Here is a 21,132-nt window from a genome sequence, read left to right as displayed (position 1 = left end):
GATCAGAGGTTCATTTTTTTGAGTTCCTGCACTGCATGATCGGCAGCGCGTGCCGTAAGTGCCATGTAGGTAAGCGATGGGTTCTGGCAACCAGCGGAGGTCATACAGGCGCCATCGGTCACAAAAACATTCGGGCAATCCCATACCTGATTGGTACCGTTGAGCACGGAGGTTTTCGCGCTGCGGCCCATTCTGGCGGTGCCCATTTCGTGTATGCCCAGCCCCGGATAGGAACCGGCGTCAAAGGTTTCGACATTCCGGAAACCCGCAGCCTCCAGCATTTCAGCTGCCGAGTCCATCATATCCTGCCGCATGATACGCTCATTTTCCTTAAACTCACAGTCGATGGTAAGAGTAGGCAGCCCATGCTTATCGGTAACGTCCTTGTTCAGCCTGACGTGGTTTTCATAATAAGGCAGGCACTCCCCAAATGCGCCCATGCCTACCTGCCAGGGGCCTGGTGTAATGAGTTGCGCTTTGTACTCCGCGCCCAGCCCCTTATCCATTTCCTTAATGCCCCGTACCCAGTTTTGGCGGCTGCCACCACCCTGATAACCGAAGCCACGGATATAATCCTTGCGCTCGGTACGCTTGTCGAGGTTGCGGAAACGGGGGATGTAAAAGCCGGTTGGGCGCCGCCCTTCATCGTACCGGTCGCCATAGTCATCGTGTATGCCCTGTGCACCGGCCCGGAAGTGGTGATCCATTAGGTTATGGCCGAGTTGTCCGGAGCTGTTGCCCAACCCATCGGGATTGTACTCATCGGCGGAGTTCATCAGGATGAACGTGGAGCCCAGGGCAGAAGCACAAAGGAAGACGATCTTCGCATAGAACTCCATCGCCTCTCCGGTCTCTGCATCGAGCACCCGCACGCCTTTGGCTTTCTGCGTTTCCGGATCGTAAATAATGGAGTGCACCACTGAATTTGGGCGCAGCGTCATATTGCCGGTGGCTTCTGCAGCCGGCAGGGTAGCGGCATTGCTGCTGAAGTAGGCACCGTACGGACAGCCCCGGATACAGCGGTTGCGGAACTGACAGGCGCCCCGCCCATGGATGGCCTGCGTGAGGTTGGCTGTACGGCCGATGGTCAAAGTTCTGCCGAAGTTGGCCTTCATGCTGTCTTTGAGGTGTTCCTCAATACAGTTGAGGGGGATGCCGGGCTGAAATTGCCCGTCCGGTAGATGGGGTAGCCCCTCGGCAGTGCCCTGAATGCCTGCAAAGCGCTCCACGTGGTCGTACCAGGGCGCCAGGTCTTTGTAGCGGATGGGCCAGTCTACGCCGTAGCCGTCTTTGGCGTTGGCCTCGAAATCCAGATCGCTCAGCCGGTAAGAATGCCGGCCCCACATGATGGAGCGGCCACCCACGTGGTAGCCCCGTATCCAGTCAAAGCGCTTCTCTTCAGTGTAAGGGTGCTCCGTGTCCTTCACCCACCAGTGCTTGGTGGAAGGTGCCATGGTATAACCCGTACGCTGCTGTTTGGGGTAATCTTTGAGTTCCTCCTGTGTGAGCTTGTTGCGGTTGGGCAACTCCCAGATTTCTTTCATGGCAGTGGGGTAGTCGCCGTGACGTACCATACGCCCACGTTCCAGAACGATGGTCTTCAGGCCTTTCTCGCAAAGTTCCTTGGCGGCCCAGCCACCACTGATGCCCGAGCCTACGACGATGGCATCATAGGTGTTGTCGGTTTTGCCCTTGCTGTTGAAGTACATGCGCTGCTTTTAGTTTGTTAGTGAGATCTTTCTGAGGCAGTTGGCGAAAATACCAAAAATAATTGCTCAAAACAGATGAAGAACGCAATAATTGGGCCATCGGTTTAAAGGCAGGCCCGTACGATTACCCAAGGGTGTGATACTGACCAATAAAAAAGCGTTAAATCAGTGGCCAGGGCTCTGAACTTTGAGTTTACTGCGTTATACTGTTGTCTGATATTTTGATTGGGCTGCCTGTGTAATGCTAAATACCATACCTTCAACTACCCTGATGTTTTAAATTATGAACTCCAACTCGACCCCAAACCCGTTCCGCGCTTTCCTGATAGGGCTGTGCATACTTCTGCAGCCCGGTATAGCTCACACGCAGGACTTCACCATCATCGCCGAAAACCAGAATCTGTATTCGGTAGACATCGGTGCCTGTGAGGTGAACTTTCTGGCTTCCATTTCTCCGCCTTCTGTCAGTTTTGCCGATATTACCTACACTCCAGATGGGCAGCTTTGGGGTATCTCTACGGATGGGCGCTTGTTCCGGGTCAATCCGAATACCGGCACCACTATCCTGATGACCATCATCCCACAGGGGGGCTTCTCTTTCTACACCAGTCTGGTAGCTGACCAAAATGGACTGATCTATACGGTGGGTTCAAATGGGAATGTCTATACCTACAATCCGGCAACTGATACCGCCACTTTTCTTGGGCAATCTGAATATGGATCGGCAGGGGACCTCACTTTCGTGAACGGGCAGTTGGTGATGGCCGGGACTTCCAATCAGATGATCGAGATTGACCTTGACAATCCTGAAAACAGCTCACCCATTCTCAATTTCAACGTAGGCGGCTCCATTTTCGGGGTGGTCACTTTCGTGGAAGACTGTGAAAACACAGTGACCTATGCCAGCAACGACAGCGGGCAGGGTACTATTTTTGCCATCGATTTTGATAACGGGCAATTGACGCCGGTCTGTAACGCAGGCGTGGTCATTTACGGGGCAGCCAGCGAACTGGAGTTTCTGGCTGCGGCACCCCTCGAACTGGAGGCGGTACAAACCTTACCGGCCGATTGCGCGGACCCTGTAGGCAGCATTACCGTGGAGGTCTCCGGAGGCAACGGCGGGCTGATGTATAGTCTCGACGGGCAGGCTTTTCAATCCTCCAATGTGTTTAGTGGTTTGCTGCCTGGCATTTATACGATTTTGGTGGAAGACAGCTTTGGCTGCACGCTGGAAGTGGAAGCAGAAGTGGAAACAGAAGGGGAGGCACCGGTTATTCAGGAAATCCTCCCGGAAGGAACAGCCTGTGGAGCCGACAACGGCAGTCTGACTATTGTGGCAGAAGGCGGGCTAATGCCCTACACGTTCAGCATCAATGGGGAGGATTTTCAAGATGAGCCCACGTTCGAAAACCTGCCCGCTGGTACTTACCTTGCCACCATCCTTGATGCACAGGGCTGTGCGGATGCGGTGGAAGTGGAAATAGATAGCAGTACTGCGCCCCTGGTTTCCGGGCTTGATGTGGATCCCTGTGAGGCATCTGGCGTCAACCTGACGGTTATGGCACTTAACGGCACTCCGCCCTATACCTACAGCATTGACGGAGTGGCTTTCCAGTCTGATGCATTTTTCCCAAATATTCCCAGTGGCCTGCTCACCGTTACGGTGGTGGATGCCGCCGGTTGTGAAGCCACTGAAACAGTTGACGTACCGGAAGCCACCCCTCTGCCTGCGTTGTCTGCCAGCACCACTCCGGTCAGCTGCACCAATGACGGAGGTACGGTCAGCATCGGGCCGGGCCCTTTCAGTGGGCTTTCCTTCAGCCTTGATGGCGACCCGTTTGGCGAAACCCCGTCCTTTAGTGCCCTGCCTGCCGGAGCCTACACGGTAACGGTAAGAAACGAGGTGGGCTGTACCGAAAACTTTGAAGTGGAGGTAGAGGACCTGGAAGACGGCCCGCAGTTGCAGGAGGTGCTGGTTCAGAATACCACCTGCGGAGAAGATAACGGGTCTTTGGAATGGGCATTGACAAGTGGTACTCCTCCCTTTACCTATCAACTGGACGCCGGCACCCTACAGGATAATGGTTTTTTTGAAGGCCTGCCTGCTGGTACTTACGTTCTGAATGTGGAGGATGCCCAGGGCTGTACCCTGGAGGCAGCAGCGGCGATAGGTGAAAGCGCCCCCCTAAGCATCAGTATTTCCACGGCTTCCTGCGGAGAGGGGAGCAGTACGCTCACGGTATCTGCCAGTGGAGGGAGTGGGACAGGACTGGAATTTCGGGTCGACCAGGAGCCCTGGCAGCCTGCCCCTGTTTTTGAAGGGCTAAGCCCCGGTACATTCACCGTAGAGGCCCGGGATGACGACGGCTGCACAGCAGTACGGGAAGTTACGATAACCGAAGTACCGGCTTTATCAATTGCCCTGGACTTTGTGCGTGGTTGCGGGCCAGGCGAAAGTGCCCTGCAGGTTAGTGGCAGCGGCGGGAACGGCGGGCTGCAATTTCAGCTCAACAGTGGATTGCCTCAGGGCAGCGGTCTTTTTACCAGTTTGTCCGCTGGCCGCTATCAACTGACGGTGGCGGACTCGGCGGGTTGTATTTCAGAAATACTACCGGTGGAGGTGCCAGGCGCAGAGCCTTTGCGGCTGAGTGTTCAGGATATCCAACCAGCCCTGTGTGCAGCTCCTAATGCCCGGCTTACCCTCGCCGGAAGCGGGGGCACGCCACCCTACCTGTACACTGTAAATGGACAGGAGCAGAACGAGCCTGTATTTGACAACCTGTCTGCGGGCACAATGCCACTACTGCTGACCGATGCTGAAGGCTGCACCCGCATGGATAGCGTGACGGTGGCTACCGATTGCCCCATCTATGCCCCCTCGGCATTTTCTCCCAACGGCGATGGCCGCAATGACCGCTTTGAACTCTTCTCCGGACTACCTTTCTTTGTAGCACAATACCAGATTTTTGACCGCTGGGGCGGGCTGCTCTACGAAGCCTCCGGTTTTGGCTCGGAGGACAGGGCAGCGTACTGGGATGGTACCGCTGCGGGAGAACCGCTGAATACCGGGCTGTATACTTACTACATTGAGGTACTCGACAGCGAAGGGGAAGCGGTAACGCTAAAGGGCGGCATTATGCTGGTCCGATAAATCTAAAGAACATGATCGACTCTGATATCCGGAAAGCTCATACGCTGGAAGGGCAATTTTACCGGGACCCGGCATTATTTGAGGCGGCGGCAGACCGCATTTGGGTGAAAGCCTGGCACTATGTGGAGGACGTGGCGGACCTGTCTGCGGCGGGCTATGCGCACCCCTTCACCCTGTTGCCCGGAGTGCTGGATGAACCACTGCTTATCGCAAATGATGCCGAAGGGCGGCGGCGCTGCCTGTCCAATGTATGCACCCACCGGGGGAAAATCATTGTGGAAGCGCCCGGTCCGGTTCGTCAGCTGAGTTGCGGGTACCACGGGCGCTGCTTCCGCCTCGACGGGACCTTTAAAAGTATGCCTGCGTTTGAAGAGGCCGCTGATTTCCCATCGGAGGCAGACCATCTGCCAGAGTTGCCGCTGGAAGAATGGCTGGGGCTGCTGTTTACGAGTCTTGAGCCATACGCAGACTTCCGGGAGGCGGTGGCCCCAATTCAGGAGCGGGTAGGTTTTTTGCCGCTGGATAAGCTCAAATTCATGGAAGAGGGGAGTCAGGACCACCTGGTGAAGGCACATTGGGCGCTTTACTGCGATAATTACCTGGAGGGCTTTCATGTGCCTTTTGTGCACCCGGCTTTGAATACCGCACTGAACTTCGGAGCCTACGATTACGAAACTTTTGACTGGTGTAACCTGCAGATTGGCATTGCTAAGCCGGAAGAGCCTGCTTTCGATTTGCCGGAAGGCCACCCCGACTACGGCCGGCGGGTTTACGCCTACTACTTTTTCCTCTTCCCCAACCTGATGTTTAATTTCTATCCCTGGGGCTTGTCGCTCAATGTGGTGGAGCCTTTGTCCATCAGAGAAACGCGGGTACGGTTTCGGTCTTACGCTTTCCCGGGCACTGCCTTTAACCGTGCTGCCAACAATATCGACCAAACCGAACTGGAAGACGAAGCGGTTGTGGAGAGCGTTCAAAAGGGGATTCAGTCCCGACTGTACAAGCGCGGGCGGTTTTCACCGAAAATGGAACGCTGCGTGCACCACTTTCATCAACTGATAGATCAGGCCATGAAGGTTTAAGTCCGTTTATTAGGCTTGGAGTCTTCTTTAATTGACTGTTGTTCTTCCGGATGCCCAAACTCAAGTTCAGTACTTGAGTAAGTCGTACCAAAGGTCTTGGAGAGTGTAATGACCTGGTCAATGGCATCGAGCAACTGTTCCCGGCTAAGCTCTTGCAGCGGGTGGGTAAAGACACTCACCACAAACCCATCGTGAATGCTGTATTTGGCATCAAGGGCAGAGTGGAAGTTGGCGCGCAGCATCTTTTCCAGTTGCAGGGGAGAGGCGTCAGCTGCCTCGATAATGGGGGTGAAAATACGCATGCGGTTGTTCTCCTCATCAGAGAGTACCAGCAGGATATGGTCTTGTGTGTAGAGCAGCCATGCACCGGGGTCGCCTTCGTAGCTGATCTCTGCTTTGCGGAATGCCTTTTCCATCTTTCGCAAATTCATCTTGCCCTGGGCTGGCAGGGAAAAGGTAGTCGTGAAAAAGCAAAGAATCAGCAGCAGTCGCATACGCGAAGTATTTTTGGTGCAAACTTTAATGTACAACATAAGCCAGGGCTCATAAAATAGCTACAGCAGGTATTTCGCTACCTTAAGACGAAACAGGGAGCTACTGCATCACCTTCATCCAGTCGAGCACATCTTCATCGCTTTTCCACTGAATGTCGGAGGGCAGCTCCGCCTGTTCCCGGTTTTTCAGATCAATGACGATGGCGCGTTCATTGGTGCTGTCTTCCCGCAGGAGTAAAAACCGGTTCTCCTGTGCGGTCAGGCCATCCTGTGGCTGCAAAGCTATGGGGCGCTCAAAAACGGGATTGATGCGAAACAGGCGGTCGCGCCGGTCATAAGAAGGCATAAGGACCTGGGTGCCCTGATCAGAAGGCAGGAGAAAAGCCTGATGGTAAGCTTCTATTTCATCCTGATACTCTGCAGCCGGGAAAACCGGACCGGGGGATTCCCCATCGTCCAGGCGAAAAACAAAAGCCCCATAATCCTGCACATAACCGATGAGGTAAGACTCCCACATCTCCAGGTGCTGAATGTTGCCGGATTGGGCATCCACCCCATAGCGCTCGCTCTTAAACTGAGGCTGAAAAGGGCCACTAAGCTGCCGCCCTTCCAGGTCAAACAGGAAAAAATGGGTGGTGCCCCTTATGGCGAGTTGCTGCACAGCACTGTTGTAATTGATGTCTGCGATCTGATAATGAAAATCAGCAGAGCGGTCTACGGGCAGGGTTTGTTCCAAAAGGCGCTCACAATTGCTGCTATTGAAAACGATCAGCTTGCGGTGGCTGTCGCCTAATTTTTCATCATAGGTGGTACTGTCGGCCACGATGGCGAGGTAGAGCTCCTGAGCAGGGCTGTTGTAGGTGTTGCCGGACAGCACTTTTCCCGGAACCGGGCACTCCGGGCGTGGTGCCTGACGGACAATAGCCGGGGCAATCGTATCGGTGGGTTCCGTAGTGGCGGTTTCCGTGTCAGTGGAGGAGGAATCGGCACAACCCGTAAGCAAAAGTAAGACCGGTAGCAAGTAGCTGAATAATCGCATGAAGTTGTATTTGGATGGACGCAACCTCACCTTCCGGCAGGCGCTCTTTATAAAACGAAAGGTAGGGCAATAAGTTGGCAAGCCATTGAATTCAAACGGGTTTAGTAAGAACCCAAAAGGCAGCCTGATGCATTTACGAAGTTTTTCGTATTAAAACTTGCAATTACGAATTTCTTCGTATAACTTTGTCTACGAAGTATTTCGTAAAAAGCTGCTTAATTGTTGATTATGAGTCAATCCAAGAAAATACGGCCCACCGAATCCGAGCTGGAAATCCTGCAGGTGCTGTGGGAACACGGCCCCTCCACCGTGCGCTTTGTCAATGACCAATTGAATGAAGACCGGGAGGTAGGGTACACCACCACCCTTAAGCTCATGCAGATTATGGCAGAAAAGGGGCTGGCAGAGCGCGATACTTCGCAGCGCACGCACATCTACAGCCCGGCGGTAACGGAAGCGGAGACGCAACAGAACCTGCTCACCCAATTTGTAGACCGCACCTTCAAAGGCTCGGCTATGAAACTGGTTATGCAGGCTTTGGGCAACCACAATGCCTCCGAAGCGGAGCTGGACGAAATCAAAGCCCTGATAGAGGAAATCGAAACTGAAGGACGGAGAAAAAATAAATGATGCAATTTTGATTCGCTAATATTTTCACAACAACTGACGAGGAGGAGGTTGTGTGAAAATATTAGCGAAGCTTAAAAAAAATTGCATCGTTTATTTCCGTCAAACTACTGAGAAGAAAAAGTAATCACCCGACTATGTCTACCACACTTGACTTTCTTGCGGATCCTCTGGTTTACGCCCTCGGCTGGACCGTCGTCCACTCCCTTTGGCAGGGTATGCTCATCGCTTTGGGCTTAGCCGGTGGGATGATTTTGGCGCAGCGCCGGACCGCGCGTTTCCGGTACGGGCTGGCTATTGGAGCACTGTTGCTGCTGGCCGCCGCATCTGCTGCTACCTTTTACCTGTATTTTGAGGTGCCGGATGGCGCTGGGAATGATCTGGCCGCGGCTCCGGCTCCAATGGCTGAAGGCGTTGTCCCGTCAATGACTACCGAAGCCACCCCACTGCAAGGCCTCGCTTTCTGGCGGGCACAGGCACAGGCCTATTTCGAGCAGCATTTACCGCTGATCGTGGCTGCCTGGTTATTAGGCGTAGCCTTCTTTTTGCTGCGTATGCTGGCCGGGCTGGGTTATGTGCAGCACCTTCGGCACCGGTCTGTCCGGCCGATGGGGGAGCCCTGGCAGGGCAAGCTGCAGGCCCTTTCGCGCCGTCTCCGGTTGCGCCGCAGGGTGCAGTTGCTTGAATCTGCACTGGTGCAATCTCCGGTAGTGATCGGCTGGCTGAAACCCGTAATTCTGATTCCGGTAGGCACGATCAATGCCCTGACACCGGCGCAGGTGGAGGCGGTACTGGCCCACGAGCTGGCGCATATTTACCGGCAAGACTATTTACTCAATATCATGCAATCGATAATTGAGGCACTGTATTATTTCAACCCGGCTGTTTGGTGGATTTCTGCCTACATACGCATGGAAAGGGAAAACTGCTGTGACGACATCGCAGTAGTCCTTAGTGATGACGCCCTGGGCTACGCAAGAGCCCTCGTCAAAATTGAAGAAGCCGCTCAGCGGCATCCAAGGATGGCGATGGCCATGGCTTCGAAAGGGCGCCCTTTCCTGTTGCAGCGCGTACGGCGCATCCTCAATCAACCACCACAAAAAATGTACACCATGGAAAAAATGACCGCTACCGGCTTATTGCTGGCTGCTCTGTTGTTCTTCTCTTTCTCCTACGCGCACAACAGCGCTGAAACTGCTGAGCGTGCAGTAATGGAAGCTTTAGATGAATTGCCACCGCTACCATTGACAACCCTGGCCTCCCGCTGGTCAGCACCCGATACCCTCCCTCGTCAGATCATTCAGCTCCAAACCGAGGACAACGGGCGCACGGTCGACGCTGAACTACAGGATGGGAAGATCACCAAGCTAAGTATCGATGGAAAGGAAATCCCGGAAGCTGAATTCCCAAAATACGAAGGTTTGGTGGAGGAAATGCTTGCAGACATGCCTCCTCCTCCGGCACCCCCTGCACCACCGGCGCCACCGGGAGTGCCCAATGCGCCAGCGCCCCCTGCACCACCAACGCCCCCCACGCCTCCAAGCCCCCCTGCCGCACCGGAAGCACCCCGCCTGTTGCGCCTGGAGCGCAGCACGGATAAAAAAGTCCGCACGGAAAAGCGCGATGATGGCAGTGTAATTATTGAAATACAGGATGAGCGCAACGGCGCGCCTATGGAAGTGATCGTTGAACAAAAAGACGGCAGGCAGATCATCCGCATTGATGAGAAAATTATCGAGGTAGGGGACAGCCTGGTGATCGAGGACGAAGACCGGAACGTGTTCTTTTTCAACGGCAAAGACAAGGATTTTGACTTTGACTTCAATTGGACGGGCGACAAGGAGATGCTGAAAGGCCTCCGGTCAACGGAAGAAATGGAGATCATCCTGAAGGAAGCCCATGAATCTACTCAGAAAGCATTTGAGGAACTGCGTAAAAAAGGGCTTACAACCTATGACTTCGATGATGTCGAAATAGAGATGGACGGCTTTGGGCTTGGGGGGACTCACCCTGAGGTCAAGGTATTTACCACACCGGAGCTTCGTGGAGCAGACTATCGTTTTCCCAGGCCCGGAGGAGGCAGCATGAAGCAAACCATTGAGCAGCAAATGCTCCGTGACGGATTTATAGAAAGTACAGAGGAATACAAATTTCAGCTCAGCGGCAAGGGCAAACTGCGCATCAATGGCAAGCGCATGCCGGATGGTGTTTTTGAACGGTATAAGAATCTGTACGAGCGGTCTACCGGTTCCCGCCTGGGGCAAGGGGATGAGGTAGAGATCAATAAGAAGCCCTAAAGAAGAAATTGGCGCATAGTTAGATCGTTTAGAACAGCCAGGTAACATTGCCTGGCTGTTTCGCTATGCCCCCAGCCACCGTTTGAAGTCGGAAGCCCGGTCCCGGCTGACCGTCACCTCAAAATCAGCAGCGGGCCTAAGGGTGACCAGCAGCCGGCCATTGAAAAAAGGCGCTACTTTATGTACGGATTGTATATGCGCAATGACTTTGCGGTTTAAACGGAAAAAAGAGGCGGGGTCCAGCAGGGGCTCCAGTGCATCCAGTGTATAGTCCAGGGCGTGCCTTTTTTTGCCTTCCAGTTGCGCAAAAACGATGCCGTCTTCAGAATAAAAGTACTGGATTTCATCGGTGGCAATGTAGCTCAGCTGTTGCCCGATCTTGATGATAAACCGGGACTGATACTGGGGTTGGGACAGGCTGTTGACCAGAGATTGCAGGACGTCCGGGGACAGCATATTGGGCGACTGTTGCCGGCGGTCGAATTTTTGCAGGGCGGCGGCCAGCTCTTCCTCTTCAATCGGCTTGAGCAGGTAGTCTACGCTGTCCTGCTTAAAAGCCTTCAGGGTATACTGGTCATAGGCAGTGGTGAAAACCACCGGCCCCATAAAGGGCGAATGCTGGAAAATGTCAAAGCTCAGCCCATCCCCCAGCTGTATGTCGAAAAAAGCCAGATCCGGAGTTGGGTTGTCCTTCAGCCATTGCAGGGTGCTTTCCACGCTGTCCAAAGTGCCGCATATTTCAGTGCCCGGCCTTATCTTCAGGATCAGCTGGCTGAGCCGTTTGGCTGCGGGGTATTCGTCTTCTACGATTAGGAATCTCATATGATAGAGCCTGTTATAATAGGAAACTAAGGTACATAAATTGCCAGTTATTGTACATCGTTAATTCCATAGGTGTGCATCGTACATTGCAAAAAACAGAAAGGCAATCCTCTGCACTTAAGCGCTATGGCTGCTGGGGTAGAGCTTCCCGCTCTGCTCCAGCTTATCCAAGAAAGGCAAACAGCAAATGCTGCCAAGCTATTCAAAAAGTGCAATTTGTCATACACACATTCCATGTTGGCATTAGGTAACAGCCTAATGAACTCAGGTGTAAGAGAATGGCTGCCTTTTGGGTTGACAGGCATACATTTTTCCGGTAGAAGTGATTTTTATAATTACCTTGGTTTTTTTCAGGTTATTATTTTGTCTTGCTTGCGATATTTGCAGACATTGTTTATATTTGCTTTGTAAATTCAAAATAATGTTTTTGCGTTTTCTGTAATAATCAGAAGCGTTCCTGTATGTTTTAAAATCAGTTTTCAGCCTACGGTAAGTTATCCACAAAAGATTGGCGAGGCAACTTATTAATCTGTCATGGATCTTGTTATGGGTCTGCTAAAGAGGTAGATTTTTGTCTGCTTCTTTTAGGTACATTCCTGTTCTATACGTAATATGAAGTGGTTTGCAACATCGGTCACTGACGAAGCGTAGCTTGTCAGGACAAGAGCAAGCCACTTGCCAGCGTAAATGCTGACATTAAGTAGGTTTGCTGTGGCAAACCACTTAATCGTCAGTATATTCTGGTTTGAATAGCGCTCTTCCATCCTGCAAATCAAGATGGCATTGCCGCGTATTCTTTGTATTTGTCATCATTTAACCTATTTAATACATTTAATGTGAATATTAGTATCATTTTTGGCAATGTCTTTGGGGGGGGTAAAACCTTCTGTTTGCTTTGTGTTGTATTGATGACTATCTGTTTGGCTTGCATCCCAATTGGTAGTTTTGCACAGGAAACGTGTAATGAAGGCATTGGTTATACTGAAATCCAAGGCGATTTTGAGGCATTAGATTTGTATGGTAGTCAGTTGCTGCCTCCTGCCCAGGCTCAAACTACTCCTCAGTTTTTGAAAATAACAGGAATGGTTACGTTCACTTTAGACTACACTTTCGCTCCGGGCTCAGATATTATTTTTCTAGACAATAATAGCGGATTTCGGGTAGAAATAGGTGCAGAACTAACCTTAAATAGCAGCCATCTAAGAGGATGTAACAAACTTTGGAAGGGAGTGGAAGTCCGTGTTCAAGGGAGCATAATTGCGCAATCTTCGACTTTTGAGGATGCCATTACAGCGATCCTGCTCCGGGATCGGGCGGAAATACTTATTGCTGATAACTGACCTTTCGCACGCGAAAGGTTATGATAATTGAAAAAATTAGCAGTATTCAGGGTGCTTGGCACAGCAATCCCACTCAGTGCATGGCACTGAAAAAGCACTCGCATGAACAAGTTAATCAAAGCCTTACCCCAAAAGAGGGGTGGCTAGCCCGTTTGGCGGCCCAATTGCAGGGACATAGGCTTTGAGCCTTTGCACCTCTTGAAAAGCCGCCCTGAGGGCATTGACATAAATTTTGGTTTTTAGGGCAAAGTGGTTGGTCTGCTCTTTTGCAGACAGCAGTTCGAGTTTAGTCCAGGCAATCATGGCAGCAAAAACATGGTTGCACTGGGATGTCTCGTGCTTGGTGGGGGACTTTTCCAGCCCCACGTTTTGTTTGAGCGATTTGTGGAATACCTCCACTCCCCAGCGTGTCCCGTAGGTTGTGCAGATAGCTGGGCCGCTTAGCTCCAGATCGTTGGTGACCAGGTACAAGTCTCCAGTTGAGCCGTCTTGGTTTATAAAGACCTGTTTGACCAGCTGGACTTGGAAGTCCAGCCCTTTAAGGTAAACAGTAATGGCCTGGCCTGCTTGCAGTTCTAGCCCGTCGACTCGGTGGAACTTGCCTTCCAGTTTGTCTTCCATGGTAAGGGCAGCCTTGCGGTTGCTCTTTAAGGCACTGATAAAATGCTTGCCCAGCTCATAGTGCACGAACTCAAAGTTCTCCTTGGCAGCAAACCAAGTGTCCCAGACCACATAGCGGAAGGGCACGCGGTTGTATTTGACAAGTGCAAAAAGCTGGTCGCGCAGCATCTCGTTCTTGCTGCGGGGGCTGCGCTTCTTTACCTGCCCGCTTTTGGTATCCACGTATTCTTGCGACTTGCGCACGATCTCAAAAGCAACAGGCAGCTCTATGCCCTGTGGGCTCTGGTAAAGGAAATTCAGGATGTTGATCCCTTTGGTGTGCCCCGCTTTCGGCTTCTTGGAGTGGTCCCAGTGCCAAGTGACCACTTCATTCTCCGTAGAGTGCGGCTTCTCCTCGATCGTGTCATCTATCTTGATGACCGCGTCCGGGTGCTCCACTTTACGTACCAAAGGCTTTATGCAACGCCAATAGTCCTTTGCCGTGAAGGCTTCCTGCCCTAAAAAACGGCTGATCTTGTCATGGCTCAGTGCCTGATCGGTCAGCTCGGACAAGCCGGTGGCTGTCGCCATGCGAAACGATGCCAGCAGGTAGTCCGAATAGAAGTCTAGTAACTTTGGGTCTTTCATCTTTCGCTCCTTTGAGCTGCAAGATAACTGCCCTGACATTATTAATCAATTTTCCAAATATTTCGCGTGCGAAAGGTCAGCTGATAACACATTTAGAGCAAATGCTTGTGGTATCTATGCAGACCGAGGCAACCCAATCATAGCACCAATGAGTATTTTTTTAGCGAGTTCTAATGGGTTGTCGGGGAACACTTTTGAGGGGGATACACAATTATTGGAATCCATCAGCCCTTCTTCACTCCCTGGAGCTATTGGCGCTTCTCCTATATTATCTGATTTTCCATTTGCAGGAATTTGGCTGCAAAAGGTAGCTGCGCTGAATATCGGAAATGATAGCCATGCAGCTAATGTGTTTCGAGATTTTGCATTATCCGACATTACCCAGGCGCAAGGAATTAGGATACATACATCCAGTGCTTCGATTACAAATTGTGAATTTATGAACTTTGGAGTTTATAATTCTACTAACCCGCAACAAGCTATTGATGCAGAAGCTATATATGCATATAGTCTCGAAACGATCCTTCCAAGCGTGATTATTGAAAACAGCAACTTTGAAAACTGTTTTGAGGATATAAATCTTCTCGGAGTAAATGCGGCAGTTGAAAATATAGTCTCAAGAGGCTCTGTGATTAGTATCCGGACCAGAAATGCTAATAGCAGTCAAAATTCGTATAGTTGCCAAATCCGTGATAATCAAATTCTTGATTTTAATATAGTTGGTGCACGAATCGATTTACGAAAGTCAGCTTATGTGGATATTTCAAATAATGAATTTGCAGATGCTATTGATGCTTTCGGTGTTAATCGTTTTGCAATTGTTGTGCGAAGGGTAAACACTTCATCAGAAATTATTGATCTCTCACGTAGCCGGGTTTTTAACAATGATATCTCACTCTACTCAGGTTTTACAGGGGCTTCTACAGGGATTGAATTGCAATACCTTTCTTATCTGACCGTTGAACAAAACACTATACGAGGCACAGGTCTAACAGGTAATTTCGGAGCTTTTAATGGTATTTGGGCTTCAGAACCTTGTAATGGTATTCGCGTACTATATAATGAGATCGAAGGAGCGGGTACAAATTATAGCAGAGGTTATGGCATCAGATGGGATGAGTCGCCAAATGGAATATTCCAATGCAATTATATGGATAATATTAATACCGGGGCTCTCTTTATCGGGAACTGTGATAATACAGACTTTTTAGAGAATGAATTCAATACCCATGATATAGGGTTAGCTTTGGGACACCCACAGATTTCTCAGCCTTTAAACATCATGGGGAATCAAATCAACAAAGAAAACCGGTGGTATGGTAGCGCCTCTAATATTGAGGCTTATGCTAAAAACCTGACTTCTGCTTTGACCTCTGTTTTTGAGATAAACAGTAGCAATTTAGGTAGTTTTTTCTGGCCGGACCCACGACTGATCAATACGTCTCCAGATAACTTTGTTTGGTTTGTCCCTGCTTCCTCTGGTCCAGAAGCAGATGAGACGGTGATAGCATGTTTCCTTAAGGAACCTTTTCCAAAGTTTGAGGGTCGCCTAGCCGGCACTGATAGCACTATTCTAAACGGCACTTACGAGGCTCCGTTTGGTTATCCCGCTTTAGAATGGGAAGCACGATGGCAGTTTGCGGACCGGCTCAATCGCAACCCTCATCTTGTTGACAGTAGTCCGGAAACAGCACAGTATTTCTCAGATACCTACGAGGAAACTTACAGTAGCTTAAACAGGGTATACCAGGCTTACCTAAACCGATGGAATGATGCACCTTCCGCTTTGCAAGTTGCTTCTTTAGCAGATTCTCTTAACGAAGCGATTAATAACCGGTTTGCTTTGCAGCATCTACTTTCAATCAGCCCAGAAGAGAATCATGCCGTACAGCAGCAAATGCTAGAAGCGGATTCTTTGATCGTAGAATGGCAAGCGGTTTTAAAGACAGCGACTGCTGAATTGAACCATCAGGTAGCCCTGATAGTAAGCGATTTGAAAACGGAATTGTCTGCAATAACGGTAGCTGAACCTTATGAAATTGATATGAAGTCTGTACTTCAGGTTTTGCTGGAGTCCCATAACTTAGATGATGAACTATCAGATACACAGCAAGTAATCATAGAAGCGATCGCCAATAAATGCAGATTATCCGGAGGATATGCTGTGGTTTTGGCTCGTGGTTTTCTTGATCCTGAATTTGAATACCCTCAGGATGCTGATTGTGGTGCACAACCGATTCAGGTACCAGAGGCAAGCCCGGAAGGCAGTGTTCACTATTCCGATAAGAGCGGCATTAAAATTTTTCCTAATCCTGCTACTGATTTGATAAACGTCCAAATCATGCAGCCTTTTGAAAGTGGCTTGGTAAAAGTATTCAACAGTCAGGGAGGAGAGGTTAGAGCCATAAATCTGATTGGACAAGTTAGTCCCCTGTCAGTATCTGGTCTCCCGGCTGGCTTGTACATAATGCACGTTCAATTGGATGATGAACGCCTAATGCGTCAAACCTTTGTTGTCAAACCATAGATTTAATAACTACTGGTGCCTGGCAGGAATGATTTGAACCGGAACAATTTTGGTAATGAAGACTACTAACTATTTAGTTTGGACTTGTTTCGGTGTAGCACCTTTCCTGACAGGTGCCACTCAAGTTTACTACTCTCATGAAATATTCACTTGCAATTATATTTGTATACCTACTTCTTTTTAAAGCATCTGCCCAAGTACCGGACTCTACCTTCGGGGAATTTAACTCTTGGCCAGTAGGAACTTTTTTTGGCAACACTGTAATACTCAGTGAGGTAGGAGACGATGTTTGCCAAGGTGCCATTCATACGCCCGGGGGCAAAATCATTCTAGGAGGCTACACGGTAAAAAATGACAGCCTTGATTTTCTTATGGCTCGTTTGCTGCCTAACGGCCGGTACGATACGGCTATAGGCCCTATGGGACGTAAGACTATAGATATTGGATACGCAAACGACAGCTGTACCCTGATCGCCAATTACGATGAAAGCCGTTTTTTAATGGGCGGGTGCACTTATCTGCCAGGGCAGAAGGATTACGTAGGGCTTTTGACCAGACTGGATTTTGATGGTGTACCTGATTCCACTTTTGGAAATGGCGGGCACCTGATTCTGGACCTGCCGTCTAAAGAAGAAATGATAACGGAGGCTATCTCGTTGCCAGATGGGAAAATTTTGGTAGCTGGAAATGCCTTTTACGGCGGGCAACTTTGGTATGAGTCGGATTCTACCCACCACTTTGTAGTAAGACTTTTGCCCAATGGACGAATAGACTCTACTTTTGCAAATAACGGAATTTTGTACCATACCCCTCAGGACTACGGTGGCTGTCTGGCACCGATGATCGCGGATGTGGCACTGGCACCAGATGGGGGTATCGTAATTGCTGGTATAAGCTATGACCCCTATCCGGGCGAATTGAACTGGGAACATGGTTATTGCCTCGAGAATGGGATGTTTGTTTTTAAACATAGCCCGGATGGAGAGGCAGATCTCTCCTTTGGGGAAGAAGGAGCGGTGGTCCTCCCTTCAATAGAGGGTGTACCTTATTCGATGGAGATTCGAGCAGATGGCAAAATCGTGATTTCCGGAGGCGTTACTTTTGGTTTTCTCAACTGGCCCACCAACGTATTTATAGCCCGGCTTCTACCGAATGGAGAGGTCGACTCTTCTTTTCTAGGAGGAGATTACTTTATTAAAAATATCATTGGAGGGACGGAGTCTATAAAGCCGACCAGCACTATTCAAATCGGGGAAATGACTTACGTTACCTGGGATGATGAGCACTCAGGATTGACTTTCGGCCTAATGCGCATGGATGAGGCCGGACAGCTGGACAGTAACTTTGTGCAAAATGAGTTTGTTGGTGCTCAGGGCAATGGAGTCCTGTTTTCCAGCTATGAGTGGCTGCCTTTTATTCACGGGATTGTCCAGGCGTATGCCATCGACTCTACAGGCGTATATTTTGTAGGAAGAGTAGGCAGTAACGGCGGGCCTTTTAATAGGAATATGTTCATCGCCAAGGTAAAGCTGCTGCCTCAGGTCCCCGTTTCAACGGTAGCTGTGCCCTGGCAGCCGTTGTCCTTTTCAGCTTATCCTAATCCGGTTAAAAATGGGGTGTTACATTTATTTCCTGAAACGGGTTCGGTATCAGGCCCTTTGAGTATGCGCCTGGCAGATTTACAGGGGCGATTGGTTTGGCAGCAGCAGGTTACGGATTTGCAAGGGGCCTCTACTATTGATGTTAGCGGGCTAAAAAGTGGGATGTATATACTGGACGTTTCAGGGCAGGCAGGGCGATGGGTGGAAAAGATCGTAATATCAGAGTAGTCTTGGTATCAAGAAGCTGAATAGGGGCGCACGAGTAAGGCAATTGAGGTGTATTAGGCTTGATCGGGAAAGAGGGGCGCTCCTCCTTTTTTCCTTTCAATTGAGCACGGGTTTTTGAAGATCATACGAATTTATGTAGTTTGTAACAAATTTAAGCCACCTGCTTAAAGAAGGTCCTTATGCACAAAAACTTGCTTAACTAGATACCCCATGAAGGCAACCGAAGCGCAAACCGATCTTGCGCCCAAGATACTGATCGTTGACGATAGCCCCCTCAATACAAAATTGCTGAAATTCATACTCGATGAAGCCGGGTATGAAACCGTTGTCGCTTCTAACGGGGAGGACGGCATCGCGGCGCTGGAAGCCGAACAGCCCGACCTGCTGCTGCTCGATGTCATGATGCCGGATATTGACGGTTTTGAAGTTTGCCGGCGCATCAAAAAGGACCCGGCTAATGAAAACCTGCCCATTATTTTCATCACAGCGTTAGATCAGACGGAGGATATTGTCAAAGGTTTCGAACTGGGAGGAGTGGATTATGTGACCAAGCCTTTCAATAAAAAGGTACTGCTGGTCCGTATCAAAAACCATATTGACCTGCTGACGAGCCGCCGTAAGGTAGAACGGCAGGCTACCGACCTGGCTGCCGCTAATCGCCTGAAGTCACGGATGTTTTCCATCATCGGGCACGATTTACGCTCGCCTCTTGGTTCCCTTAAGCTGAGCCTCGACTTTATCAACCGGGGGCTGATTGACCCCCGTAAAGAGGATTTTAAGGACACCGTCATTAAGCTGCTGCAGTCAACGGATGAGGGGCTCAACCTGCTCGAAAACCTATTAGGCTGGGCCAAGTCACAGAGCGATGCCCTGATCGTGACCCCGGAGGAAATTGAGCTGCGGGATGCTATCGAGAGTATTGCCCGCCTGGTGAAACTCAACCTGGATAACAAAAAGATTCAGCTTGACCTCAACATCCCGGAAGATGTGCTGGTCATGGCCGATCTGCATATGCTCAACGCCATTGTCCGCAACCTGATTTCCAACGCTACAAAATTCACGCCCACCGGTGGCGCGATCACCGTCACCGCAGCGGAAGACGGTGATGAGGTGGTCATAAAAGTGGCAGACACTGGCGTGGGTATACCACCGGAAAACCTGGACAAGATCTTCAACCCCAATGTGCAGACCACTACGGAAGGCACGAACAAGGAAGGAGGCAGCGGCTTAGGATTGCTGCTGGTTCAGGACTTTGTTCAGAAAAACAATGGAAAAATAAGTGTTGAAAGCACCGTCGGTGAAGGCACCACTTTTGCATTTACTTTGCCCAAGGCCTGAGAAATGCTAACCGCATATCCTTAAATCCAGGAGGCACAAAACATTAAACAAAGTGAGCACAAAAAAAGACTACTCCGTAGAAACCCTTCGCGGTTTCGCAATCATTCTGGTGGTAATGGGGCATGTGATCGGTTCCGGCTCCGATGGGGCATGAAAGTAGGCGATGATTCAGGCTGGAGGCACCTCTATTTTACATTTGAATACCTGAGGATGCCCCTGTTCACCGTGATTTCCGGCTGGGTTTATGCACTCCGGCCGGTGTCCCTTGAAAAGTACAAAGCCTTTACCACAAAAAAAGTAAGGCGGATTTTGTACCTCATGGTTTTTGTGGGCACGGCTTACTTTCTGTTGCAGTACATCGTACCGGGCACCAATAAAACCGGGAACCTCGCTGAAATCTGGAAAATTTACGTGTTCCCCTACACGCTTTACTGGTATTTGCCCTCGCTTTTCTGGGTGTTTCTGGCGGTAGGCCTGCTGGATGCGTTCAAGCGGTTGGACAAGTTTGGGCATTGGGCAATCTGGACGGCAGTAGCCTTTGCTTTGCTGTTAGTAAGGGATATGGTGATCCCGGAAGCCCAAATGGAAAGTGAAAGGATTGCAAGTATTTGTGATAGAGAAGGCGTAAATAGTGGAAGGCTGAGCTTGTGAAACGCCAGCCGGTGGGTAGGAAGGGTGAAAATGCTTACCTTTGGGGCTTTCAAAAAGCAGAAAATACAAGACACCTTGAGCGATAAAATACGTATAGGCACCCGGGGCAGCAAACTGGCCCTTTGGCAGGCCCACCATACACAAGACCGCCTCTCAGAAGCAGGCATTGAAACTGAGCTGATCATCATAAAGACGCAGGGCGACCGCATCCAGCACCTGAGCTTCGATAAAATGGAAGGCAAGGGCTTCTTCACTAAGGAAATTGAGGACGCGCTGTTGCGCAATGAAATTGACGTGGCGGTACACTCCATGAAGGACCTCCCGACCAATTCGCCGGAAGGCCTCTGCATCACAGCCGTCTCTTACCGGGAAAATCCGGCAGACTGGCTGGTCATCCGTAAGGAAAAGCTGGATAAAGCGCAGGACTTATGGCTGCCGGAGAAAGCAGTGGTCGGTACTTCCTCTGCCCGGCGCAAGGCGCAAATTTTGGATTTTCGGCCCGATGTGGAGATCAAAGACATACGCGGTAACGTTCCCACCCGGCTCAACAAGCTGCGGGAAGGGCAGTTTGACGCCATTCTACTGGCTGCTGCCGGCATGACCCGCCTTAAAATTGAAGCAGAAGACCTGGAAATCCTGAAGTTCAACCCTAAAGAATTCATTCCAGCGCCTGCACAGGGCGTACTGGCCTGGCAAACCCGGGAGGAGGACAAGCCCACCCGCCGCCTGCTCAAACACATACACGAAAAGGAAACTGCTGAGCTGACCAATATTGAGCGTAAGATTTTAAATCTGCTCGACGGGGGCTGTCAGATGCCACTGGGGGCCTATTGTGAGAAGGACCCGGCCGGGAACTACCATGTATGGGCAGCGCTCGCTGATGCGTGGAATGCACCCCTGAGGCGGGTACAGCTTTCTCAGAGCACCAAACACCAGTTGGCGGAGCGCGTAGTAGAGGCTTTGCATAAGTCTTAGGTT

16 protein-coding genes are annotated in these 21,132 nt (G+C 50.4%); 11 read left to right on the top strand and 5 right to left on the bottom strand.

Features of this window, described 5'->3' with window-relative positions; translation table 11 throughout:
- Nucleotides 1-2 precede the first annotated feature (2 nt).
- A complete protein-coding gene (locus IX84_RS02085) occupies nucleotides 3-1,709 on the bottom strand; it encodes a GMC oxidoreductase (protein WP_044216153.1) in 1,707 nt (568 codons plus the stop codon).
- 283 nt (nucleotides 1,710-1,992) lie between these two features.
- Between IX84_RS02085 and IX84_RS02080 the strand changes: the two genes are divergently transcribed.
- A complete protein-coding gene (locus tag IX84_RS02080) occupies nucleotides 1,993-4,860 on the top strand; it encodes a T9SS type B sorting domain-containing protein (RefSeq protein ID WP_044216151.1) in 2,868 nt (955 codons plus the stop codon).
- A gap of 11 nt (nucleotides 4,861-4,871) precedes the next feature.
- The gene (locus IX84_RS02075; protein WP_052515692.1) at nucleotides 4,872-5,942 is read left to right on the top strand and encodes an aromatic ring-hydroxylating oxygenase subunit alpha; all 1,071 of its coding nucleotides are present in this window, start codon (nucleotides 4,872-4,874) and stop codon (nucleotides 5,940-5,942) included.
- Here the strand turns inward: IX84_RS02075 and IX84_RS02070 are convergent.
- Nucleotides 5,939-6,436: a type III secretion system chaperone family protein gene (locus tag IX84_RS02070; protein ID WP_052515691.1), complete on the bottom strand. Its 498-nt coding sequence runs from the start codon at nucleotides 6,434-6,436 to the stop codon at nucleotides 5,939-5,941. The two genes, IX84_RS02075 and IX84_RS02070, sit on opposite strands and share 4 nt — an antisense overlap.
- A 100-nt stretch (nucleotides 6,437-6,536) precedes the next feature.
- Nucleotides 6,537-7,475 (bottom strand): hypothetical protein, encoded by a 939-nt coding sequence (locus tag IX84_RS02065; RefSeq protein ID WP_044216147.1) that lies wholly within the window; start codon nucleotides 7,473-7,475, stop codon nucleotides 6,537-6,539.
- A gap of 228 nt (nucleotides 7,476-7,703) precedes the next feature.
- Here IX84_RS02065 and IX84_RS02060 point away from each other — a divergent pair, with 228 nt between their 5' ends.
- A complete protein-coding gene (locus IX84_RS02060; RefSeq protein ID WP_044216146.1) occupies nucleotides 7,704-8,105 on the top strand; it encodes a BlaI/MecI/CopY family transcriptional regulator in 402 nt (133 codons plus the stop codon).
- 134 nt (nucleotides 8,106-8,239) lie between these two features.
- Nucleotides 8,240-10,399, top strand: coding sequence for a M56 family metallopeptidase (locus tag IX84_RS33820; protein WP_044216144.1), 2,160 nt, complete (start codon nucleotides 8,240-8,242; stop codon nucleotides 10,397-10,399).
- 63 nt (nucleotides 10,400-10,462) lie between these two features.
- On the opposite strand, the gene IX84_RS02050 is transcribed toward IX84_RS33820, so the two are convergent.
- Nucleotides 10,463-11,221 carry a LytR/AlgR family response regulator transcription factor gene (locus IX84_RS02050; RefSeq protein WP_044216142.1) on the bottom strand — a complete coding sequence of 253 codons (759 nt, stop codon included), beginning with the start codon at nucleotides 11,219-11,221 and terminating at the stop codon, nucleotides 10,463-10,465.
- An 836-nt stretch (nucleotides 11,222-12,057) separates the two neighbouring features.
- Here IX84_RS02050 and IX84_RS32730 point away from each other — a divergent pair.
- Complete coding sequence (locus tag IX84_RS32730) at nucleotides 12,058-12,561, top strand: hypothetical protein (protein ID WP_152604880.1); 504 nt, start codon at nucleotides 12,058-12,060, stop codon at nucleotides 12,559-12,561.
- A 123-nt stretch (nucleotides 12,562-12,684) separates the two neighbouring features.
- Here IX84_RS32730 and IX84_RS02030 read toward each other — a convergent pair whose 3' ends face one another.
- The gene (locus tag IX84_RS02030) at nucleotides 12,685-13,809 is read right to left on the bottom strand and encodes an IS701 family transposase (protein ID WP_044216135.1); all 1,125 of its coding nucleotides are present in this window, start codon (nucleotides 13,807-13,809) and stop codon (nucleotides 12,685-12,687) included.
- A 148-nt stretch (nucleotides 13,810-13,957) separates the two neighbouring features.
- Between IX84_RS02030 and IX84_RS02025 the strand changes: the two genes are divergently transcribed.
- From IX84_RS02025 to hemC, 6 genes are all read left to right on the top strand, one after another.
- Complete coding sequence (locus IX84_RS02025; RefSeq protein WP_044216134.1) at nucleotides 13,958-16,336, top strand: T9SS type A sorting domain-containing protein; 2,379 nt, start codon at nucleotides 13,958-13,960, stop codon at nucleotides 16,334-16,336.
- 137 nt (nucleotides 16,337-16,473) lie between these two features.
- On the top strand, nucleotides 16,474-18,165 hold the full coding sequence (locus IX84_RS02020) for a T9SS type A sorting domain-containing protein (protein ID WP_044216132.1): 1,692 nt from the start codon (nucleotides 16,474-16,476) through the stop codon (nucleotides 18,163-18,165).
- Between the two features lie 210 nt (nucleotides 18,166-18,375).
- Nucleotides 18,376-19,503, top strand: coding sequence for a hybrid sensor histidine kinase/response regulator (locus IX84_RS02015; protein WP_044216131.1), 1,128 nt, complete (start codon nucleotides 18,376-18,378; stop codon nucleotides 19,501-19,503).
- A gap of 52 nt (nucleotides 19,504-19,555) precedes the next feature.
- Nucleotides 19,556-19,657, top strand: coding sequence for an acyltransferase (locus tag IX84_RS34045; protein WP_238578217.1), 102 nt, complete (start codon nucleotides 19,556-19,558; stop codon nucleotides 19,655-19,657).
- The gene (locus IX84_RS02010; protein ID WP_052515690.1) at nucleotides 19,654-20,154 is read left to right on the top strand and encodes an acyltransferase family protein; all 501 of its coding nucleotides are present in this window, start codon (nucleotides 19,654-19,656) and stop codon (nucleotides 20,152-20,154) included. Before IX84_RS34045 ends, IX84_RS02010 begins: the two co-directional genes overlap by 4 nt.
- A gap of 75 nt (nucleotides 20,155-20,229) precedes the next feature.
- Entirely contained in the window at nucleotides 20,230-21,129 is a 900-nt protein-coding gene (gene hemC / locus IX84_RS02005; protein ID WP_238578216.1) for a hydroxymethylbilane synthase, read from the top strand.
- Nucleotides 21,130-21,132: the final 3 nt, after the last annotated feature.

The sequence above is a fragment of the Phaeodactylibacter xiamenensis genome (genome assembly GCF_000759025.1).
In the GTDB taxonomy this organism is placed as follows: domain Bacteria; phylum Bacteroidota; class Bacteroidia; order Chitinophagales; family Saprospiraceae; genus Phaeodactylibacter; species Phaeodactylibacter xiamenensis.
Note: the sequence above shows the minus strand (reverse complement) of the source record. Positions and strands in the feature narration are given on the sequence as shown.

Coding starts and splice junctions, on each gene's coding strand:
- IX84_RS02085 (WP_044216153.1), bottom strand. CDS start 1,709: ATGTACTTCAACAGCAAGGGCAAAACCGACAACACCTATGATGCCATC.
- IX84_RS02080 (WP_044216151.1), top strand. CDS start 1,993: ATGAACTCCAACTCGACCCCAAACCCGTTCCGCGCTTTCCTGATAGGG.
- IX84_RS02075 (WP_052515692.1), top strand. CDS start 4,872: ATGATCGACTCTGATATCCGGAAAGCTCATACGCTGGAAGGGCAATTT.
- IX84_RS02070 (WP_052515691.1), bottom strand. CDS start 6,436: ATGCGACTGCTGCTGATTCTTTGCTTTTTCACGACTACCTTTTCCCTG.
- IX84_RS02065 (WP_044216147.1), bottom strand. CDS start 7,475: ATGCGATTATTCAGCTACTTGCTACCGGTCTTACTTTTGCTTACGGGT.
- IX84_RS02060 (WP_044216146.1), top strand. CDS start 7,704: ATGAGTCAATCCAAGAAAATACGGCCCACCGAATCCGAGCTGGAAATC.
- IX84_RS33820 (WP_044216144.1), top strand. CDS start 8,240: ATGTCTACCACACTTGACTTTCTTGCGGATCCTCTGGTTTACGCCCTC.
- IX84_RS02050 (WP_044216142.1), bottom strand. CDS start 11,221: ATGAGATTCCTAATCGTAGAAGACGAATACCCCGCAGCCAAACGGCTC.
- IX84_RS02030 (WP_044216135.1), bottom strand. CDS start 13,809: ATGAAAGACCCAAAGTTACTAGACTTCTATTCGGACTACCTGCTGGCA.
- IX84_RS02025 (WP_044216134.1), top strand. CDS start 13,958: ATGAGTATTTTTTTAGCGAGTTCTAATGGGTTGTCGGGGAACACTTTT.
- IX84_RS02020 (WP_044216132.1), top strand. CDS start 16,474: ATGAAATATTCACTTGCAATTATATTTGTATACCTACTTCTTTTTAAA.
- IX84_RS02015 (WP_044216131.1), top strand. CDS start 18,376: ATGAAGGCAACCGAAGCGCAAACCGATCTTGCGCCCAAGATACTGATC.
- IX84_RS02010 (WP_052515690.1), top strand. CDS start 19,654: ATGAAAGTAGGCGATGATTCAGGCTGGAGGCACCTCTATTTTACATTT.